Raw genomic sequence first — 19,304 nt, forward strand, 5'->3', positions numbered from 1 at the left:
ACCTAATTATCAACAAGGCATAAGAGCTATGAGGCTTATTCTATCAGCGTTATAGGTGACTTGTCGCCCCGACAGCAATTATGGCTAATAAGTTATAGAAGTCTAGATTTGACTGTAAGTAGGCCATATATAGCAATCCTAAATGATTCGTAAACTTTTTACCCACCCCAACCCTCCCCTTATCAAGGGGAGGGAGTAAGAAATTCACAAATGATGCGAGGATTGCTATAGAAGCATTATTATCGATCACAAATTAATAGGCCCAGAGGCTTTGCCGATCGCACCCTGATGGAGGCAATTTCTCGCCATCTAGGACAATTTCTCGGTATCTGGGAGAATTTTGAGAATATGGTGATATATCTCCTCTAGTTCAATAAGGTAAAAATGAGCATCAGACCAAATTTCAGATGGTTTTCTTCAGTGGCGAGTGTTTTGGGTTCGATTTCGATTAATCCTTTCAGCGGCACGACATCTCCTGTAAAAGCTGCACAAACGGTTGTTGTCCGCAAAGGTATTTTAGAATCTTCAATATCGGTTGCAGATTTGCGGGAACTCGCAGAAACAGGAAAAGTCCCGGCAAAACTGCAAGCTTATGCCAATCTCCTGTCTGAGGAACAGCGGAGTAAAATTTTTCGGGCGCTGCAAGCGAAAATTCCCCTAAATGTAGTCGGCCTGAGCAACTTGCTAAATACGGGCATCGGCACTGCCATCCTGACGGATTTGACTACAGTGATACCCAGGCGCGACGGTGGGGGTGTGGAAGCGCTGCGAGCGGCTCTGCAGCAGGGAGCAAACGCGCCGGAAGGCTTGTCGGTATTGAGTTTCATTGAATCTTATCCGAACTCGCGGGTCGTGGTGGATCTCGATCGAGCTTTCGCAGTTTTGGGAAATATGAACGCAAGTTTTTGGCAAACTCAGCGCTTTATGGCGGCGATCGCACCTCAGTTAGCACCAGTTAAACCCGCGTTTAACCTGCCTTTCGATCCAACCCAGCCCGGCCCTAATTTCGTGCAGGTACGGGCGCTAGATTTGAACGATAGCGCCCGCAATCGGCGTATTCAAGTTGATGTGTACTGGTCGAGAGCTGCGACAGCCGACAAACCGGCGATCGTCTTTTCTCACGGGTTGGGTTCCGTCCGCACGGATTTGCGCTACTTAGCCGAGCATTTGGCGTCTCACGGCTATGTAGTAGCAGCTTTAGAACATCCGGGCAGCAACGAAACGAATACCAATGCTGCGATGGCGGGGAAGTGTCCCTTGCTAGCTCCTCAAGAGTTTTTAGACCGTCCCAAAGACATCAGTTTTGTACTCGACGAACTGACAAAATTGAACCAAACTGATGATAACTTGCAGGGGAAAATCGCGATCGACCCATCGGTAATAATTGGCTATTCATTTGGTGGCGCCACAGCTTTGTCCTTGGCCGGCGCGGAACTGCAATTGAGCGCACTCAAACAGCGGTGTCAGGGGGATTTGATTGGGTTCAGCTTGGGCGAAGGCATTCAGTGCGCGGCAGCCGGATTGCCCGAAGAACGGTATCAATTGCGGGATGGGAGGATTAAAAGGGCGATCGCCATGAATCCGATCACATCATTACTATTTGGAGAAACTGGTTTAAGTAAAATTAAAATTCCCACCTTAATAGTAGCATCTTCTGCAGACAAAACAACTCCCGCCTTAGCCGAACAAATTGCAGGCTTTCCGAAAATTCCCTCTCCTAAATGGCTAGTAGGTTTTGTAGGAGGAACCCACTTAAGCGTCAAAGATCCGAGTACAACTTTAGACCAAGTTAGTAGGCCGAGCACAGGAATTACTGGCGATGAAGTTGTCGGCGACCAAGCTGTTAGCATACGCAATTATATTAAAGCTGTAAGTTTGGCTACCGCCGCTCAACTAACTGCCGAAGCTGAAAAATATGCAGTTTTTCTAACACCTGAATACGCGCACTTTGCTTCTAAATCGGCAATCCCGGTGCGGCTGGTAACAGACATTTCCCCGGAAATTAATGCAGTAGTGCAAACTTTTATTCAAGAGAATAAATAGTGATTAGTTATTAGTCTTTAAGTAGGTAAGCGCCCAAAAAGCATAGTATTTTGTTGAGTTCTCGACCCATAACATAATTATGTAGGGTTCGCAGTCCGAACCTTACCACTATTAGTTATTAGCTAATAATCTGATCTCCGCTCGAACACCTATAATAAAGGTGTTTGTAGTGGTAGTTCGAGGGGACATCAGATTGCGACTAGCAGGCTTTGCTGTTGTAGGCAAAACCCCTTACCCCCCAGGGCTGTATTTTCTTCTTAAGCTGTTTCTGATATATTTTGTCCGTGCAAGGGCAAAATATAACAAAGCGCTTTCACAAACTCTACTCCCAAACTGCGATGCCTAAAAAAAATCTTATCCCATTATTGCTTCTGTTGGCAGCCCTGTTTACCCTTTACGGTGACACTTTAACTTTTCTCCCCAAACCTGTAAGAGATACTAGCGTGGCAAGTCGAAAATTCTTCGTTGGGTTGTGGCCGAATTGGCTGAGGCCGAGAGATTTCAACGAGCAAAGGCAAGAGGATATTGATAAATTGCAAAAAAGTCCTAGTCCCAGTCAATAGTTTTGAGCTACCAGCGAGAAACCCGGTTTCTCTAACAATACTTAGCCATTTTGTTGTAGGTTGGGTTAAGCGAAGCGAACCCTACGCTTCGCTTCGCCCAACAGTACGATTTTAGATTTTGGATTTTAGGTTTGAGATTTTTTATCCACTCTCTAATCTGTAATCGATTAAACTTGAGATTAGAGATTTTCCTGCCAGCGGTAAGGTGTGCAGTGCACACCCTACATAATTAGGTTCTGCGTCCAGGACTGTTTTAGATTTGTCATCCCATCTAAAATCTAAAATCTAAAATCTAAAATTGATTAGGCTTGCTTTTTCAACCAGCTAAACATAGCTCGCAAATCTTTACCAACTTCTTCAATAGGATGTTCTGCTTCCTGACGGCGCATGGAGGTAAAGCCCGGTTTGCCGGCTTGGTTTTCCAGAACGAATTCGCGGGCAAATTGGCCGGATTGAATTTCGCTGAGAATTTTACGCATTTCGGCGCGGGTTTGATCCGTGACGATGCGGGGGCCGCGAGTTAAATCGCCGTATTCTGCGGTATTGGAGATGCTGTCGCGCATTTTGGCGAGGCCTCCTTCTACTACTAAGTCAACGATAAGTTTAACTTCGTGCAAACATTCAAAATAAGCTAATTCCGGTTGATATCCGGCGTCAACTAAAGTTTCAAATCCAGCTTTAATTAAGGCGCTCAAACCGCCGCACAAAACTACTTGTTCGCCAAAAAGATCGGTTTCTGTTTCTTCGCGGAAAGTGGTTTCTAGGATGCCGGCTCTGGTGCCACCGATACCTTTAGCATAGGCCATTGCCCGATCGCGCGCTTGACCGGAAGCATCTTGATATACTGCAAACAAACTCGGAACACCTTCGCCTTGTTCGTAAGTCCGGCGCACCAAATGTCCGGGGCCCTTGGGGGCTACCATTACTACGTCTACGTTGGCTGGGGGCACAACTTGGCCGAAGTGAATGTTAAAACCGTGAGCAAATGCTAAAACATTTCCTTCGGAAAGATTCGGTTCGATTTGTTCTTTGTAAATAGTTTTTTGAACTTCATCGGGTAATAAAATCATGATGAAGTCAGCGGCGGCGGCGGCTTTGTCTACCGGGTGAACAGTTAAACCCGCCTCGGTTGCTTTGGCGGCAGATTTGCTACCGGGATACAAACCGACAACGACATTCATGCCACTGTCTTTGAGGTTGAGGGCGTGGGCGTGTCCTTGGGAACCGTAACCGATGATAGCAATCGTTTTGTTGGCTAAGAGGTCTAGGTTCGCGTCGGTGTCGTAATACATACGGGCCATAATGCTTGTCTCCTGAGATGCAAATTGGGTGATTGACTGCAAAACTCTCATTTTATCAAAGTAGGGTACTTTTTTTGCAGAAATTTTCCAATTAAGATTTGGACGGGGGAAAATAAAGGTCGATCGCGCTGAATTTCGCAGGGTTTCTCGCAGACTCTGCGATCGTCAAATATAATTGTTAATAGCGTGCTGTGCATTTGAAAAAACCTCACATCTTGCACGATTCTCAAGAACAGGCAAGATGCCTGTTCCACAAAAAGTGAATTTTCTTGTGGAACAGGCATCTTGCCTGTTCATAAAAAGCTTATTGAGAATGGTGCAACATCTCAGAAAAACGCAACTAACTAACTTTTTTCAGATGAAAATAAAAGCAATACATCATGTGGCGATTATTTGCTCGGATTACGAAGCGTCGAAGAAATTTTATGTAGAAGTCTTAGGATGTTCCATTATCAAAGAAACTTTCCGAACCGAGAGAAATTCTTATAAACTAGATTTGCGAGTCGGAAACGGCGACACAATCGAGCTTTTCTCATTTCCCCATCCTCCAGAAAGAGTTAACAATCCTGAAGCTTGCGGTTTGAGACATTTAGCTTTTGCAGTTGAGGACATAGAAGCATCCGTTGCTTACTTAAAATCTCAACAAGTAGAAGTAGAAGAAATTCGCCTTGACGAGATTACAGAAAAAAGGTTTACCTTTTTCCGAGATCCCGACAATTTACCGTTAGAAATATATGAGATTTAAGGACTCTCTCTATTTTGTCAAGCCGTTATTAAGGCAACCATTCCGTAGTGCCAACTACACAAACTGCATCATTCATTCCCAATCTAAAATCTAAAATCTAAAATTGTATAATGGACTCTATCATCAGAAATACAATCACCATCGGATTGCCTGCTTTAATGCTTTTTATCGCCATATTAGCTACAGGTAAAACAGGTGACGTCGCCGTTTTTTCTGGTTTGGTCAAAGTCGGCGGATCTTTTGGTATGCTGATCGGTTTAGGTGTGTTGGTATTTGTAGGATTTGTTGCCAATTCGTTTAGTTATTTTGTGATAGATAGCTTGCTGGTGAGATTTTATCAAAAGCGGCGAGAGTGGGAGAATCCAGAAAAATTGGTAGCAGAAATTGATAAATTGCTGATTACCAACGACCTAAAAATCAAGCTAAAATGGGCAGTGATACACAGCAGCAACAACAAAAAAATAAGCTTGAAGCACGTAATTTTAAAATGGTTTATTATCGTAGCAACTGTAAATGCCCTATTTTCAATAGTCGGTTATTTGGGAGAATTTAACATTTTTTTTGAATTGAGTTCTCATTTTAAACTACAATATCTGCTAGTGGGTTTCTCTACTTTTATATTCTTCGCTCTCGTGCGCTCAAAAAAAATATGGTTGCTGGTGAGCGCATTTTGCATTATCATTAATTTAGCGGAAATTGTTCCTTGGTATTTTCCAGCGCCAGCTTTTGCAGGAGCAACTCCCGGACAACATCTGCGGATTTTGCATTCAAATGTTTTAACAAGTAACCGACGATATTCTGAGGTGATCTCGCTGGTAAAAGCAGAACAACCCGATATCGCGGTTTTTGTCGAAGTCAGCCCGTCTTGGGCAAAAGAGTTAGCGGTTTTAAGCGAGATATTTCCTTACTCTTACCGTTATCAAGAATCTGAGAGATTTGGCAGTGCCATCTACAGCAAGCTGCCTATAAAGAATCCCTCTGTTAAAGCCTTTTCAAATCAAAGAAAGAGCTTGTTGGCGGATGTTCAATTTCAAGGTGAAATCATTTCTCTGATTCTTGCTCATCCGACTGTGCCGATCAAACAGCACAGTTTTATCGATCGCAATCGACAGCTAGCAGGCATCGGCGAGTATGCAGCCCAAGTAAAAAATCCGCTGATTGTTGTTGGGGATTTCAATACCACAATGTGGTCGCCATTTTACAAAAATATGGTAAAAACCGGAAACCTGCGAAATGCGCGATCGGGCTTTGGGATTTTACCGACTTGGCCGACTTTTATGCCGCTGGCTTATATTCCGATCGATCACTTTCTAGTCAGCAAAGAAATTGGTGTTTTAAAGATTCGTACTGGCCGCAATGTCGGTTCGGATCATTTGCCGTTAATTACAGATTTAGTCATTTGAAGGCATGATTCGATATTTTCTAATACCAATTTTTTATGACGCTGCATAGAATCCGATCCCCCCTAGCCCCTTTTAATAAGGGGGGACAAGATTCCGCTCAAAGTCAACCGCTACTCCCCTTCTTAAGGGGGATTTAGGGGGATCGAGATATGTACAACTTCACATTAAATTGGTATAACAAATTATCCTAGCCACGATGGGTTCATTGCCGTACCATCAAATTGGTTGCTGGTTTTATACAGTTCGTACTGCCCTTTTGCAGCAGCCTCGCGTGTGCGATTCAGCATCGCCGCAACTTGTGCCCCATCCATCGGCTTAAACGTGCGAGCGGCCTCAAACGCTTGATCGAGGATCTGCATGGTATCAATGCCAGTAATCACAACTGAAGTAGGCAGATTCATCGCATAGTGAAGACATTCGATCGGGTTGACAGTATTGCTTCTAAGAACGTAGGGGTCGCCCATAGATTTCATCCCCAACACACCGATTTGGTTCTTCAGCAGCACAGGCAGAACTTGTTGCTCAAAACTTCTAAAATGAGCATCCATCACGTTCAGCGGCATCTGTACTGCGTCAAAACGGAAATTGTTTTGAGCGGCAACTTCCAGCATTCGCAAGTGAACCAAAGGATCTTTGTGTCCTGTAAACCCGATGTAGCGAATCTTGCCCGCCTTCTGCGCTTCCACCACAGCCTCCATTGCCCCACCGGGTGCAAAAATGCGATCGGGGTCTTCCATCCGAATAATTTCGTGATGCTGCATCAAGTCGATGCGATCCGTCTGCAAGGCTTTCAGCGATTCGTCAATCTGCATCATAGCAGCGCCTTTAGTGCGACCGTCGATCTTTGTCATCAGGAAGACCTTTTGCCGGTAGCCATCCTTGAGCGCTGCACCCATCCAGCGGTGGCTGCGTCCGTTGTGATAATCCCAGCAGTTGTCCATGAAATTGATGCCGCGGTCGATCGCACTGCGGATGAGCTTGATACTTTCTTGCTCCTCTCGAAGGCGTCCGATATGGTGTCCCCCTAAACCAATTGCAGACACTCGCTCTCCTGTGCGTCCCAGCGTCCTGTAACTCATCTCGTCACTTTGAGTTTGACCTTGGGCAACTGCACTTTCAGCGTATACTTGGGTCGGTTCATCTTGAGCTAACAAAGGTTTGAAAAATCCTTCGGAAGCAGCCAGCCCTGCTGCAACCAAACCCGAAGCAGAAGTTACTTTTAACAAATCGCGTCTGGTGATACCCATAAATGTCTCCTTTAAGAAATAACTAGGACTTACTCACAGTATTAGAAGAACAGATGCAAAAAACCTCTATCAAAGTAGGTCACAGAAATAATCCTAAAGAGCTAGAAGCAATCTTTTCTCTAGCCTTGGTCGGAGGTGCTTGAGTTATGGAACTGTCTAAAGGAATAAGTCACTGCTAAGTCTCCTTGTGTTCGTGAATACAAAAGCCCTAATGCAAAGTGTTTAAAACACATAGAAATATAGACTTTTGCAAAAGGTCTAGTGTAACTTGTGGTTATATTCCGAGCGAGCAGTTTCTAGTCAGCAAAGAAATTGGTGTTTTGAAGATTTGTACTGGCCGCAATGTCGGTTCGGATCATTTGCCGTTAATTACCGATTTGGTCATTTGAAGGCATGATTCGATATTTTCTAACAAATTATTGATTAACTGTATCTGGTATTGCTGAATATTTGTCTGTAGCGGCTCTTTGCTGTCTTGAAAACAGATAACTTTTCCGGCGATTTCCTTGTAGTGTTGCAGCATGGAAAAAGTATCGGTACTGAAGCGAGCGAGATAGTTTTTAGCAGCCTCGCTGCAAATTTCCCTTACTTGATTTAGATAAGCTTCTGACGATTCAGGCGGCTTTTCATACCCAGTTCTTTTATTCAAAATATAGCTAGCACCGCCGACTACTGCGGCTCCCACAGGCCCGCCCAACAGCCAACCTAAGCCGGTTGCGATCGCCACTGGAGCCACTTCGCCCTCGTTCGACTTTTGAGGTGGAGGTGGCGGCGGTTGCGGTAAAACGATTTGCGGGGCTGGGGGAAACGAAATCAAAAGTGCGATCGGCTGTTCTTTGTCAAAAAATTCGCAAGCTTTATTTACCCATTCTGCGATGGTTTGCTGCTGCTTCAAGACCTCTCGCTGAAATTTTAGATTCCACGCATCAAAACTCCCTTCCTGAAGCGACAGCGCCATTTCCGATTGATATCGCTGCAAAAATGTGGGCTGGTAAAGCCAAATCTCGAAGTCAGAAACGCTGGCTTGAAAGCCTTTTAATATCAGTTTTTCTGCTTTTTGTTTAATTTCAATTTTGTTTTTTTGCTTTTGTTGAGCTGCGGCTATTTCGGCGGTTACAGTTTCAGATTTAGCTCGCAGAGATTGACAAATCTTAGTAGCTATGGCTTCAATTCTGGGTAACTTAACTGCTAGTTGTTCCTGTTGAGCTGCCACAATACTTTGCAAAGCCGATTCAAACGTGGCAATTCCTGTAGTTTGGGCGGCCGCCACATCTCCTTTCAGCCTCGCCCTCAAAGCCGGCAAAGCATCGACGCGGTAGATATTGCTAATATTGTTCGGCAAGTTGGATCGAAAACTTTCGGCAACAAACAACAACCGATTGTATACTTGTTTTTGGTCGTCTGGTTCGAGTAGATTGAGAAAATTGGCAACGAAGACGACAGTGTTGATTTGGCGATCGCTCAACCAGTCTCTCAAGTTCTCCCGTTCGCCCAAAGTCATCAATTTTCGAGCGTCCAAAACCTGCACCACTAAATCAGCAGTGAGCAATTTATCCCTAACCAAGTTATCCTGTTCTTGGCGATCGTTAGTTCCCGGCAAATCCAGCAATTCCACGCCCGTTTTTAGGAATGGGTGGGGACAGTACACATTCACGGCTGCCACATCATCCCGCATTTGCCTAGCGTCGTCAAGGATGGCATAGCGTTTCAACACATCAGTCCCCGGTTCGCTAATTTCTGTGCCGTCTTTGAGGGTAATTTTTGCGTGCAATTCCTCGCCGTAGTTGACATAAATGGCAGCACCTGTAGTGGGCACAAGGTCGATCGGCAAAGCACGATTTCCCAGCAAAGCATTCAGCAAAGTTGACTTGCCGTAATTAAACGGGCCAAAGACAGCGATTTGAAAAGTTGGTTTGGCGAGATAGTCGCAGATTGAGGTTGTATCTCGGTAAAGTTGGGAGTTTTTATCGAGTTCGAGGATGCCGAGTGCTGATTTGAGATTGTTAGTTAAATCTTGATAAATTTCGGGTTGTTGCATATTGTTGTTTTATCTCAGTTAGCAGATGCTAGGAAACCTTGATATAGCGATTCAATACTCTGCGACTCGGCAGAAACATCAGCATCCAATTTTTTCAACCGCTCAGATTCAGCCTGACAATTAATCTCGCGAGATTCCTTTTGTTCCAGCAAATTATCTAACTCAGATTTCCGAGAATTAATATCAGCATTCATGCGATCGCTCACTTCCCGCCCGTAAACATCAAAACACTCTTTAACAGCATCGTGAATCGGCTGCCACTGCTCTTGAGCGACCTGCGGCAGATATTTCACCAACTCTTTTTTTGCCGCTTTCACCAATTGTTTGTGAGCTCCGTCTGCCTGCAAAACCCCAACACCCATCCCCAACAAAGCCAAGTACAGCGGCCCCAAAACAATCCCGGTAAAACCAGCAAAAATCGTACTGACTCCCAACACAGTAATTAAGTTGAGCAGGATATTTTTCCAATCAAAACCCGCTCCTGCCATTGCTACGCCCGCCAGATTTCCGGTCGTTAACGAGAACAATCCCATCGCCCATTTTGCCCAAGCTGGCGAGTTATCTTCGTTCGAGTTGCTGACTACTGCTGGTATTTTTTGCCCGGTCAGTTTTTCGGTAATTTTTTCAGTCACTTTAGTGTAAGATGCTCCATAATTTGCAGCACTTTGTGATAGCTGCGAAAATGCTGAATTCATCTCTTGTTCAGCCGTGAGAGTCCAAGCTGCGAGTTTGTCGTTGATGTACTGCTCGAATGCTCGTTTGAGCGATGCTTCAAAGGCTTCTCGCTTGTCTTGGCTGAAAAAATCCAGAAATCTCAGCTCTGGTTGATAGCGTAAGAAATCTGTTTCAAATGTATTTTCTAAGTTAAGAACGTAGGCGCGGAAAGAATCTGCGATCGCCCGCGATTTACTATCTCTAACTCCGATAATTTCTTGTTGAAACTCATCGCGAATCTGAGTCAGCTTCTTAAACTCCGGCTCAACTGAATTAATCTTTTCCTTCAACTCATTGACATCGCGATCGAGCAATGGTAATCTGCGCCCAACAGCTTCGCGGACGCGAGCAGAAATTTGACGCGCCAAAGTCCTCGCCGGACGCAGTTCAGAAATCGCCCTTTCCTGCGTCAAAAACGTATTCAGTGCCGCCATAAACTCGGGAAAACCAGTTCCTGCTAAATCCGCATCCGGGTTTTTAATCCGCAACCTGAGCGCCTTAATTGAAGTAATTGGAAACACTCGCTCGTCGTAAATATCGTGTCCTTCGGTTAAACAATATTCAGCCAAATTAACTTTGAAAACGCGCCGCAGTTTCTCTTCTGCTTCTGCCATTTCTTCAGCATCATCCGGGTCAATCAAACTTTCCCGCACCTGATCCCAAGCATTGATGAGAAAGAAAATGCTCAAACCGCGACCTTTGATATAATTTTCTAGATAGCGCCTTTCCCCCATTGTGCAAGGCTGAGTTGCCCTGAGCACAAACAAAATAGCGTGGCAGTTGTTGATGTAACCTAGAGATAATTCATTGCGGGCTTCTGTATCATTTAGTCCAGGACTGTCTACTATTTCTATGCCTTTTTCTAGCAAGGGTAAGGGATATTCTACTACGGCGCAATCGATATCTGGAAATGCTGGTTTCTTTTCTTCTTCTAGGCGTTTTGCCTCAGCGGGGTCAATTGTGTAATTCTGTTTAAAACTTTTAAAATCTAGTTGTTTTGGGCTTTTGCCGTCATTGAAATAAACGGTAACTTTTTTTTCTGAACCATAGCGCAAAATCGTCAGCAAAGCTGTACAGGGATTTACATCGCTGGGCAGTAAGTTTTCGCCGATTAACGCATTGAGAAAAGTGCTTTTTCCGCGTTTCATGTCGCCTAGCACTAACAGCCGAAAGACTCCTTGGCGCAAGTTTTTACTGGCGAGATCTATGTCAGCGTTGTCTGTTTCTAAACCGAGTTTTCCCGATGCTTCTCCTCCTGCTAATTCTGATTGGTTGATGGCTGTCGCGATGTTGCTGAGGCGAGTGGCAATTTCTCGGCGGACGGCGGCTACGCGCTCTAGATCGTTGAGAAAGTTGCTAGTTTCTACTTTAAGGTTCATGGGTATTTCCTGATAGTTTTCTGCTTGAAATTCTCAACTTTTGTCTTCTTCAATAAACATTTTGTAAGCTATGAAAGCAATGCCTCCCACTATCAGCGCCGCTGCCAGCCAAGATGCTATGCGAACTGCAACGACAACAGCAATGACAATGCCTGTAAATTGAGCGGCTGCTATAATTTTTCGGCGCCACTGTTTGAGTTTGCCGTTAACTTGGCTGTCTGGTTCTTGGTACTTGCTTGTTAGATGTTCTGGCACTGAGCGGTCGATTTCGGCTTCTAGTTCGCGGAGCCGAAGTTCTTGTTCGCGCTGCCGTAGTTCTTGTTCTTTGTGCCGGAGTTCTCTGGCTTTTTTATCGGGAGAATTCATAAATCTTAGCCTGTTTTGTGCTGGAAAAATTTGTTATTTATTGTCAATGTTGCGCAGCGATAAGTTCTCTACGACTGTAACTCACATTTTCCCCCGTGTCGAGAAATGTTAAGAAATTTTAAAAAGGGCGATTCCCTACGGGATAGCTACGCTTCACGACTAATTAAGCCGATCGCCCGCAGTGCTGCGAATCATCAATAGCCTTCGGGTCCGATAGTAGTGCGATCGCACTCTGCTTCCGACAAATCAACCGAGCGCGATCGAAATAAGTTGCAGCCGGCTAGTTGAGCTTTGGTTAACTTTGCTTTCTCCAAATTAGCTCGGCTCAAATCCGCATATCTCAAATCGGCATTCCTTAAATCTGCATTGTACAAATCCGCACCTTGCAAATTGGCTTTCTGCAAATTCGCACCTTGCAAATTTGCGTGACGTAAATTTGCTCTTGATAAATTTGCTCTTGATAAATTTGCTTCCGACAAGTTAGCTTCATAAAGTTGAATGTCGCCCAATTCAGCATCTTGCAAATCAGTTTTATAAAGATTGGCTTGAGTTAAATTTCCGTAGGGCAAATAAGCTCGCTTCAGAACGCTACCAGAAAGATTTATTTCCGCCAAATCTGCTTGAAACAAGTTATCTTCACTTAAGTCAACGGCGTTAAAGTTTCGCTTGCCCTCAGCATACTGAGCGAGCAATTCCTCAGCGCTTAGCTTTTGCATTTTCACTCCTCATGATGACAGCTACAGCAGCCAATCCATAACAGTAATTAATGGTTATTATTCTGCGTATTTATACTTATGTCTCTTATTATGTTAAGCTTGTGTAACAACAGTCGCATTTTTTCTAAGATTTTTTTTATATTTGTGAATTTCTGCCTTGCTCGACCAGTAAGCGGTTAGTAATGTCAAGATCGATCGAGAAACCAAAGCCAATCCTCTACTGAAATATGCCAGAACTTCCTCTCTCCATTGCTGAGCACTACCACGAACGGACAAAATACGACCCTGAAACCATTGCTGCTAAAAGTAAACAGCTAGATTGGACAGAGCAACCTGTGTCTTTCAAAGAATATAAAATTGGAGCGTATTTTGACCTCAAGCCTTATCTAAAAGACCCCTCAGACGATCCAAATGCCACTCCCGATGCCGGTTGGTGGCATCGGTTGTCTAGCTTGTTGCTGTGCAGCTACGGGCTGACGGCGAAGGTGCAGACGGTAGATGACAGCTACCTGTATTTGCGATCGGCACCGTCGGCGGGCGGCCTCTACCCAGCAGAAGTTTATTTAATCTCCCGTGGCACGCCGCATTTGCCGGCCGGACTCTACAACTATCAGTGCAGAACTCATTCACTTGTTCATTTTTGGGACAGTCAAGTTTGGCCGGCATTGCAAGCCGCTTGTTTCCAGTCGCCGGCGCTAGAAAATACCCAATTGGCGATCGCCATTACCACTGTTTTTTTCCGTTCTTCTTGGCGTTACGAAGACCGAGCTTATCGGCGAATTTTTCTAGACACCGGCCATTTATTGAGTAATATCGAGTTAGCTTGCGCCGTCAACGATTACCGACCTCACCTGATTGGAGGATTCGCCGACGAAGCTGTCAATGAATTACTATACATCGACTCGGAGCAAGAAGGAGCGATTTGTGTAGTTGCTTTAGCCGACTTGCTAGATATTGACCAAAACTTGCCTAAATTTAAAACAGCTTTGCCCGGAAACACCACGACAGATTACCCGAAAATTTCCGAAGGGCAACTGTTAAAATACCTCCACAAAGCCACGCATTTAGAATCAGACCCTACAGGATCTGACGGCTGGAAACTTGACGAAAGTGAAGGGGAATTAGAGGATAAATATAACTTTCCATTTTGTACTAAAGTTTCGACGGTCACTCCTTCGATTCCTTGGGGAGTGAACCTGGAAACTTTAGAAAACACTATGCTCAAAAGGCGTTCGACCCGTGCTTATACAGGTGCTTCTTTGAGCTTGGGCGAACTGCTAGCTATGCTCGATTTTACTTACCAGCCGCAGCACTATATCGACCAAGGATTAGACGGTTATCCAGACTATTTCGATCTAAGTTTGATCGAGACTTTTATTGCTGTTTCGGGAGTGCATGGCTTAGAAGAAGGGTGTTACTATTACGCTCCGAAAGCTCAAGAATTGCGGCAAATTCGGTTTAAAAATTTCCGCAGGGAGTTGCATTTTTTGTGCTTGGGGCAAGACTTGGGCAGAGATGCGGGGGCGCTGTTATTTCACACGGCGGATTTGAACAGGGCTGTAGCAAAATATGGCGATCGAGTTTACCGCTATTTGCACATGGACGCGGGTCATTTGGGCCAGCGGTTGAATTTAGCAGCGGTTCAACTGCGTTTGGGTGTCAGCGGTATAGCGGGCTTTTTTGACGATCGCGTCAATGACGTTCTCGGTATTCCTGCGAGCGAGGCCGTGCTTTATATTACAAGTCTGGGAAGACCGCGATCGTGACAATAAGTTAGTTGTTATTTGTCAGTAGTATTGCTTCACTAAGCCCAGGTGCATCTAAATTTTACAGTCAAGTTTGATGAAATTAACATATTACCAGAAAAAATTGGTTTAAAGCCTCTCCCTTAAAGGCGAGAAATTAAAAGAAAACTATTCATTACTCCAATCCTCTTCCTTCTAGGTAGAGGTGGCTGTCAACTGTCAACTGTCAACTGTCAACTGAATGAAACCATTCTCAAGAACAGGCAAGATGCCTGTTCCACAAAGAGTGAAATTCTTGTGGGTGGGTGTCCCGCCCGCCCTAAAAATACCACTTAAATGCGAGACAGCTTACCTATTTAATTTACTCTTTTCCTATTACTATTTTCCAATGCAAAACCTGCTAAATATTCTGTCGAGCACTGATTCGGTCACTTCTTCCCCCGTCACTTCTCCCAATGCTTGAATTGCCCCGCGCAAATCTATTGTCCAGAAATCTAAAGGCAATTTGTTGCTAATAGTATCCGTGCATTGTTCTAGAGAAATTTTAGCTTTGGTTAAGGCTGCTGCTTGCCGCTGGTTGATTGCTAAGTCGGAGTTGGCTGCTTGCAAATTTCCGCCGCTGACGGCATCTAAGATGGCTGTTTCTAATTTTTCTATGCCTCGATCGAGGGCGGCTGCTGCGGTGACTATCGGGTGAATTTCCGAGGTAAAAGGCAATTCTGGGATTGTTTTTACTAGGTCGATTTTGTTGATAATTATAATTAGCTGGCGGTGTTTTACTTGTTCGTAAATTTCGGAATCGCCCTCTGTCCAACCCGATTCTGCGTCAATTGTCAATAATACTAAATCAGCTTGTTTTGCTGCGGCGCGCGATCGCTCAACGCCAATTTTTTCTACCTTGTCTTCGGTTTCTCGAATGCCCGCAGTATCGAGCACCTGCACCGGAATTCCGCCCACAACTAGCTGCGATTCTACCACATCCCGCGTCGTACCGGGCAAATCCGTGACGATCGCCCGATCGCTCTTACTCCACGCATTCAACAAACTCGACTTTCCCACATTCGGCCGCCCCACAATCGCCACTTTCAAACCGGTTCTCAACAATTCTCCGCGATCCGCCGTTGCCAAAATTGTTGACAATTCCGCCAAAACATGATTTATTTCCAAAGAAGTTTTAGCTTCATCTAAAGGCGGCAAATCTTCCTCAAAATCAATTCTCGCCTCAATTTCTGCCAGCAAGTCCAAACAAGTTGTTCTCAGTTGGCGAATTGGCTGCGCTAATTTTCCTTGCAAACCAGCTAAAGCACTTTGTGCAGCAGCAGGCGATTTTGCTCCCACCAAATCTGAAATACTTTCAGCTTGAGTTAAATCAAGCCTTCCGTTCAAAAAAGCCCGCAGCGAAAACTCTCCCGGCACGGCCAATCTCGCCCCATGTTCCAAACACAACTGCAAGACTTGCTGCACGGCCATAATACCGCCGTGACAGTGAAATTCCACCACATCTTCGCGAGTAAAAGAACGCGGTGCTTTCATGATTAGCAGCAAAGCTTCATCGACTAATTCTTGAGTTTTGGGGCGGCGGATGTGACCGTAAAGAATGCGGTGAGACTCCCAAATTTGCCGTCCTGGGGCGCAAAACAGAGTTTCGGCAATTTTTAAGGCTGCGGAACCGGAAACTCGCACAATGCCGACGCTGCCTTGTTGGGGAACTATGGCAGTGGCGATCGCTGCGATCGTTCCTCCTTTTGTTAGTGATTCAGCCATTTTTAATTGCTCTATAGTTCAATAATTATCTCGATCACCCTATCTGCAATGCCTCGATCATATATGCATCTAATTGCTGTATATATAGATTTCCTAATTCACCCAATCGTCTGATAATTAATCTGCGTTGGAGGGTAGCTATTCGAGTTACTCTAACTTTAGATGATACTCGCAATCCAGTTGCAGGAAATTCTATATCTTCCACATTCAGAGCAAACTCTTCATTATTTAATCGGGTAACATTTTGAGACGAAATAAAGCAAACAGTAACTTCATCAGGAATTGAAATAGCACATAGCACTAAAGCAGGACGCAATTTCATCTGACTCAAATCAGTAAATGGAAATTCGACTAATACAATATCTCCTTTTTTTAGTATCACGCAATAGGTTCTCCATCTTCTATCGTGTAAATATCAGGTTCGTCATGCAAAAAGTCAAAACAGCCACCGCTTTGATCGAGCTGCATAAGTTCCTGAGTCGAAGGGTACGGGATGTTTTCTAGTAATTTGTCCGTAATCGCTAATTGCTCGTCTGCGGAGAGAGATAAGATAACTTGAATTAGGGAGTCAACCAGTTGTACGTTCATTTTAAGTCATCTGTTGCTCGGTTACTAAATTATACTATAAGTTCAGGGTTTGCATCTAGAGTCAACGGATACGGGCAGCAGACTGGGACTAATCTTAATGCTATAGTCCTCGACGCAGAAATTGGTTTTTTTTACGGAAATACTGCATCCCGGCTTTTAACACTGCGTCCAAGACTGCTCAAATTCAGACAAGGCTCAAAGTCCGGGCGATAGCCTTTAAATTGCCAGCACCTGTAGTCCTACTACTGGCAATTTAAAGGCGGCTTGGCACACCCGAATCAATAGCTAAAAGTTTGACACCGCAGTGATATATCCTGATTTCATGCGATAATGGGAAATTGACAGGGTAGAGGGCAAAGCATGATTGGTCAACTTCTAGACAGACGTTACCGCATCATTAAAGTCACAGACTCAAGTGAGGTGGGAAAAACTTATCTAGCAGCAGATACTCACCGTCCCGGGTATCCGCAATGCACGGTTAGAGAAATGCGACTCCCCGGCACAAGTTCGCAAACTCCCGAATTAGTCAAAGTTATATTTCAAAGAAACGCTGAAATAATTGAAAAATTGGGAAAACACGACAAAATTCCCGAATTATTGGCGTATTTTGAGGAAAATCAAAGTTTATACTTAATTGAAGAATTTATTGCCGGATCACCTTTAAGTCAAGAACTAATACCCGGTCAACCTTGGGATGAAGACCAAGTAATTGCTCTGCTATCAGAAATATTAGAAATTTTGGTGTTCATACACGAGAAGGGTTTTATTCACCGCAGAATTCAACCAGACAGAGCTATCCGGCGCGAGTCAGACGGCAAATTTGTGTTGGTAGACTTTAGCTTAGACAAAGAAATTAACCCGGAAGTCGCTAATTGTCATTTGTTGGCGCAAACCTCCCCCAACTCTGTTAAAGGGCATGAGGCAAAAAAACAGGATTTGGCGGCCCAGGAGTTATACGTGCCGATCGAGCAATTGAGCGGCAACCCCCGTTACAATAGCGACATCTACGCTCTAGGTACGATCGCCCAGCTTGCCGTGACCGGACTCTCACCCAACGAACTGAGTGCCTTAAAAAACAACAAAAGCCAAATTCCCTGGCGAAACCGGGCAACTTGTTCGCCTGCCCTAGCAGATATTATCGATCAAATGGTGCGCCCTGGCTGCGAGGAACGCTATCAGGAGGCCGCCGAAGTTTTAGCATACCTCAAACAAATCGCCGTAAAATTGGAGCTTGAGCCACCGCCAGCCACAATCATCACGCACGCTATGAGTCAACCGCGAAGACAAAGCCAAACCAAACTGCTGCTGTTGGCTGCAACAGCGGCAGCTTTAATCCTGACGGCACTGATAATTTACTTTTGGCAGAGTCAAAGTCCGGCGAGGGCAAAAGAATGGTTAGCCCGCGGCGTGGGCAAGGCGCAGCAAGGTGACACAACAGGTGCGATCGCCGATTATACTCAAGCGATCGCCCTGAATGCCAGCGATGCGGAAACTTACTACAAGCGGGCAAACGCTCGCTACGACATGGGCGCAACCGAGCAAGCAATACAGGATTACACGCAAGCAATTAAAGTCAATCCTAGCCACGCCAAAGCTCTCTACAATCGAGGTATGGCCCGCCTCGACATCGGGGACAAGCGGGGGGCCGTGGAAGATTTCACCCAAGTAGTGCGACTGAATCCCAGCGACGGTGAGGCATACTCTCAGCGGGGTTTAGCCTACTACGATTTGAGCGACTACCGCCAGGCAATTGAAGACTACACTCAAGCAATTCTGCTCACTCCCAACGATGCTACAGCTTACAGCAATCGGGGTTTAGCTCGATCGGCAGCAGGCGACAAAACAGGAGCAATGGCAGATTTTACTCAAGCCATTCAAATTAGCCCCAAACAAGCTGGCGTATACTACAGTCGTGGTCGATCACGGTTTAATCTGGCAGATTATCAAGGAGCGATGGAAGATTATACTAAGGCGATCGAATTGCAACCAGATCTCGCTGATGCTTATACCAATCGGTGCAGCGCTTACTTGAATTTGGCCACCTACGACAAAGCGATTGCAGATTGCACCGAAGGAATTCGCCTCGATCCAAAAGATGAAGCAGCTTACAACAACCGCTGCATTGCTTATCTGAATTTAAAACAATTTCAAAAGGCCAGCGAAGATTGCAGTTTGACGATCGGACTCAACGGCAACAATCCCAAAGCATACAGCAATCGAGGATTAGCTCGATCGGCTTCGGGAGACAAACAGGGAGCTGTGGAAGATTTTACTCAAGCAATTAGGCTCAATCCCAGCGATGGAGTAGCTTACAGCAATCGCGGTACTATTTACTCAGAACTAAAAAATTACCCTTTAGCGGTTGAGGATTTCGCTCACTCGCTGCGGCTCAACCCCAACAATGCTAGCGCTTTTTACAGCCGAGGCCTCGTCCGCCGCCAACTCAAAGACCGTGCTGGGGCGATCGAGGATTTTCAGAAAGCTGCAACCCTCTTTCTAGAACAAGGAAGAGCCGATGGTTTCCAAAACGCCCAAGCACAAATAAACGACCCTAAATAAACTATTAGCGATCGGTCATCAATCATCAGTCATCAGTCATCAATCATTAGCATTTTGTAGATACTGTCTTGATCTGTCAAGGGGTAGCGAGCAAATAAGTTGGATCGAAAGGCTTTTGGGACTTTAAAATACC

15 protein-coding genes are annotated in these 19,304 nt (G+C 45.0%); 5 read left to right on the forward strand and 10 right to left on the reverse strand.

Annotated features, from left to right (window positions below; genetic code table 11):
* Positions 1 to 384 precede the first annotated feature (384 nt).
* On the forward strand, positions 385 to 2,043 hold the full coding sequence (locus tag QUA58_RS27660; RefSeq protein ID WP_333397269.1) for an alpha/beta hydrolase: 1,659 nt from the start codon (positions 385 to 387) through the stop codon (positions 2,041 to 2,043).
* 865 nt (positions 2,044 to 2,908) lie between these two features.
* Here QUA58_RS27660 and ilvC read toward each other — a convergent pair.
* Positions 2,909 to 3,958 (reverse strand): ketol-acid reductoisomerase, encoded by a 1,050-nt coding sequence (gene ilvC, locus QUA58_RS27665; protein WP_333397271.1) that lies wholly within the window; start codon positions 3,956 to 3,958, stop codon positions 2,909 to 2,911.
* Positions 3,955 to 4,191, reverse strand: a complete 237-nt coding sequence (locus QUA58_RS27670; protein WP_333397273.1) for a hypothetical protein — start codon at positions 4,189 to 4,191, stop codon at positions 3,955 to 3,957. Before QUA58_RS27670 ends, ilvC begins: the two co-directional genes overlap by 4 nt.
* Positions 4,192 to 4,265: 74 nt before the next feature.
* Here QUA58_RS27670 and gloA2 point away from each other — a divergent pair, with 74 nt between their 5' ends.
* Positions 4,266 to 4,652: an SMU1112c/YaeR family gloxylase I-like metalloprotein gene (gene gloA2, locus QUA58_RS27675; protein WP_333397275.1), complete on the forward strand. Its 387-nt coding sequence runs from the start codon at positions 4,266 to 4,268 to the stop codon at positions 4,650 to 4,652.
* Between the two features lie 110 nt (positions 4,653 to 4,762).
* Positions 4,763 to 6,055 (forward strand): endonuclease/exonuclease/phosphatase family protein, encoded by a 1,293-nt coding sequence (locus tag QUA58_RS27680; protein ID WP_333397276.1) that lies wholly within the window; start codon positions 4,763 to 4,765, stop codon positions 6,053 to 6,055.
* 182 nt (positions 6,056 to 6,237) lie between these two features.
* Here the strand turns inward: QUA58_RS27680 and QUA58_RS27685 are convergent, their stop codons facing one another.
* The 5 genes from QUA58_RS27685 to QUA58_RS27705 all read right to left on the reverse strand — a co-directional run bounded on the left by QUA58_RS27685 (position 6,238) and on the right by QUA58_RS27705 (position 12,515).
* Positions 6,238 to 7,302: an aldo/keto reductase gene (locus QUA58_RS27685; RefSeq protein ID WP_333248302.1), complete on the reverse strand. Its 1,065-nt coding sequence runs from the start codon at positions 7,300 to 7,302 to the stop codon at positions 6,238 to 6,240.
* A 355-nt stretch (positions 7,303 to 7,657) separates the two neighbouring features.
* Positions 7,658 to 9,340 (reverse strand): dynamin family protein, encoded by a 1,683-nt coding sequence (locus QUA58_RS27690; RefSeq protein ID WP_333397277.1) that lies wholly within the window; start codon positions 9,338 to 9,340, stop codon positions 7,658 to 7,660.
* 14 nt (positions 9,341 to 9,354) lie between these two features.
* On the reverse strand, positions 9,355 to 11,433 hold the full coding sequence (locus tag QUA58_RS27695) for a dynamin family protein (protein WP_333397279.1): 2,079 nt from the start codon (positions 11,431 to 11,433) through the stop codon (positions 9,355 to 9,357).
* A gap of 33 nt (positions 11,434 to 11,466) precedes the next feature.
* A complete protein-coding gene (locus QUA58_RS27700; protein ID WP_333397281.1) occupies positions 11,467 to 11,799 on the reverse strand; it encodes a hypothetical protein in 333 nt (110 codons plus the stop codon).
* A gap of 194 nt (positions 11,800 to 11,993) precedes the next feature.
* Positions 11,994 to 12,515 (reverse strand): pentapeptide repeat-containing protein, encoded by a 522-nt coding sequence (locus QUA58_RS27705; RefSeq protein ID WP_333248308.1) that lies wholly within the window; start codon positions 12,513 to 12,515, stop codon positions 11,994 to 11,996.
* Positions 12,516 to 12,742: 227 nt separating this feature from the next.
* On the opposite strand from QUA58_RS27705, the gene QUA58_RS27710 reads away from it, so the two are divergent.
* On the forward strand, positions 12,743 to 14,281 hold the full coding sequence (locus QUA58_RS27710) for a SagB/ThcOx family dehydrogenase (protein ID WP_333397283.1): 1,539 nt from the start codon (positions 12,743 to 12,745) through the stop codon (positions 14,279 to 14,281).
* Between the two features lie 357 nt (positions 14,282 to 14,638).
* Here QUA58_RS27710 and mnmE read toward each other — a convergent pair whose 3' ends face one another.
* From mnmE to QUA58_RS27725, 3 genes are read right to left on the reverse strand one after another with little or no spacing between them, the layout of a single operon-like run.
* Positions 14,639 to 16,024: a tRNA uridine-5-carboxymethylaminomethyl(34) synthesis GTPase MnmE gene (mnmE, locus tag QUA58_RS27715; RefSeq protein ID WP_333397285.1), complete on the reverse strand. Its 1,386-nt coding sequence runs from the start codon at positions 16,022 to 16,024 to the stop codon at positions 14,639 to 14,641.
* Between the two features lie 34 nt (positions 16,025 to 16,058).
* Positions 16,059 to 16,406, reverse strand: coding sequence for a type II toxin-antitoxin system PemK/MazF family toxin (locus tag QUA58_RS27720; protein WP_333248318.1), 348 nt, complete (start codon positions 16,404 to 16,406; stop codon positions 16,059 to 16,061).
* Positions 16,403 to 16,612: a hypothetical protein gene (locus tag QUA58_RS27725; protein ID WP_333248320.1), complete on the reverse strand. Its 210-nt coding sequence runs from the start codon at positions 16,610 to 16,612 to the stop codon at positions 16,403 to 16,405. Before QUA58_RS27725 ends, QUA58_RS27720 begins: the two co-directional genes overlap by 4 nt.
* 360 nt (positions 16,613 to 16,972) lie before the next feature.
* Between QUA58_RS27725 and QUA58_RS27730 the strand changes: the two genes are divergently transcribed.
* Positions 16,973 to 19,171, forward strand: coding sequence for a tetratricopeptide repeat protein (locus tag QUA58_RS27730; protein ID WP_333397288.1), 2,199 nt, complete (start codon positions 16,973 to 16,975; stop codon positions 19,169 to 19,171).
* Positions 19,172 to 19,304 lie beyond the last annotated feature (133 nt).

Origin of the sequence: Microcoleus sp. N9_A1, assembly GCF_036701795.1 — a bacterium.
GTDB lineage: Bacteria > Cyanobacteriota > Cyanobacteriia > Cyanobacteriales > Microcoleaceae > Microcoleus.

Excerpts from the sequence above, each read along its gene's own strand:
- QUA58_RS27660 (WP_333397269.1), top strand. The coding sequence starts at position 385 with ATGAGCATCAGACCAAATTTCAGATGGTTTTCTTCAGTGGCGAGTGTT.
- ilvC (WP_333397271.1), bottom strand. The coding sequence starts at position 3,958 with ATGAGAGTTTTGCAGTCAATCACCCAATTTGCATCTCAGGAGACAAGC.
- QUA58_RS27670 (WP_333397273.1), bottom strand. The coding sequence starts at position 4,191 with ATGCCTGTTCCACAAGAAAATTCACTTTTTGTGGAACAGGCATCTTGC.
- gloA2 (WP_333397275.1), top strand. The coding sequence starts at position 4,266 with ATGAAAATAAAAGCAATACATCATGTGGCGATTATTTGCTCGGATTAC.
- QUA58_RS27680 (WP_333397276.1), top strand. The coding sequence starts at position 4,763 with ATGGACTCTATCATCAGAAATACAATCACCATCGGATTGCCTGCTTTA.
- QUA58_RS27685 (WP_333248302.1), bottom strand. The coding sequence starts at position 7,302 with ATGGGTATCACCAGACGCGATTTGTTAAAAGTAACTTCTGCTTCGGGT.
- QUA58_RS27690 (WP_333397277.1), bottom strand. The coding sequence starts at position 9,340 with ATGCAACAACCCGAAATTTATCAAGATTTAACTAACAATCTCAAATCA.
- QUA58_RS27695 (WP_333397279.1), bottom strand. The coding sequence starts at position 11,433 with ATGAACCTTAAAGTAGAAACTAGCAACTTTCTCAACGATCTAGAGCGC.
- QUA58_RS27700 (WP_333397281.1), bottom strand. The coding sequence starts at position 11,799 with ATGAATTCTCCCGATAAAAAAGCCAGAGAACTCCGGCACAAAGAACAA.
- QUA58_RS27705 (WP_333248308.1), bottom strand. The coding sequence starts at position 12,515 with ATGCAAAAGCTAAGCGCTGAGGAATTGCTCGCTCAGTATGCTGAGGGC.
- QUA58_RS27710 (WP_333397283.1), top strand. The coding sequence starts at position 12,743 with ATGCCAGAACTTCCTCTCTCCATTGCTGAGCACTACCACGAACGGACA.
- mnmE (WP_333397285.1), bottom strand. The coding sequence starts at position 16,024 with ATGGCTGAATCACTAACAAAAGGAGGAACGATCGCAGCGATCGCCACT.
- QUA58_RS27725 (WP_333248320.1), bottom strand. The coding sequence starts at position 16,612 with ATGAACGTACAACTGGTTGACTCCCTAATTCAAGTTATCTTATCTCTC.
- QUA58_RS27730 (WP_333397288.1), top strand. The coding sequence starts at position 16,973 with ATGATTGGTCAACTTCTAGACAGACGTTACCGCATCATTAAAGTCACA.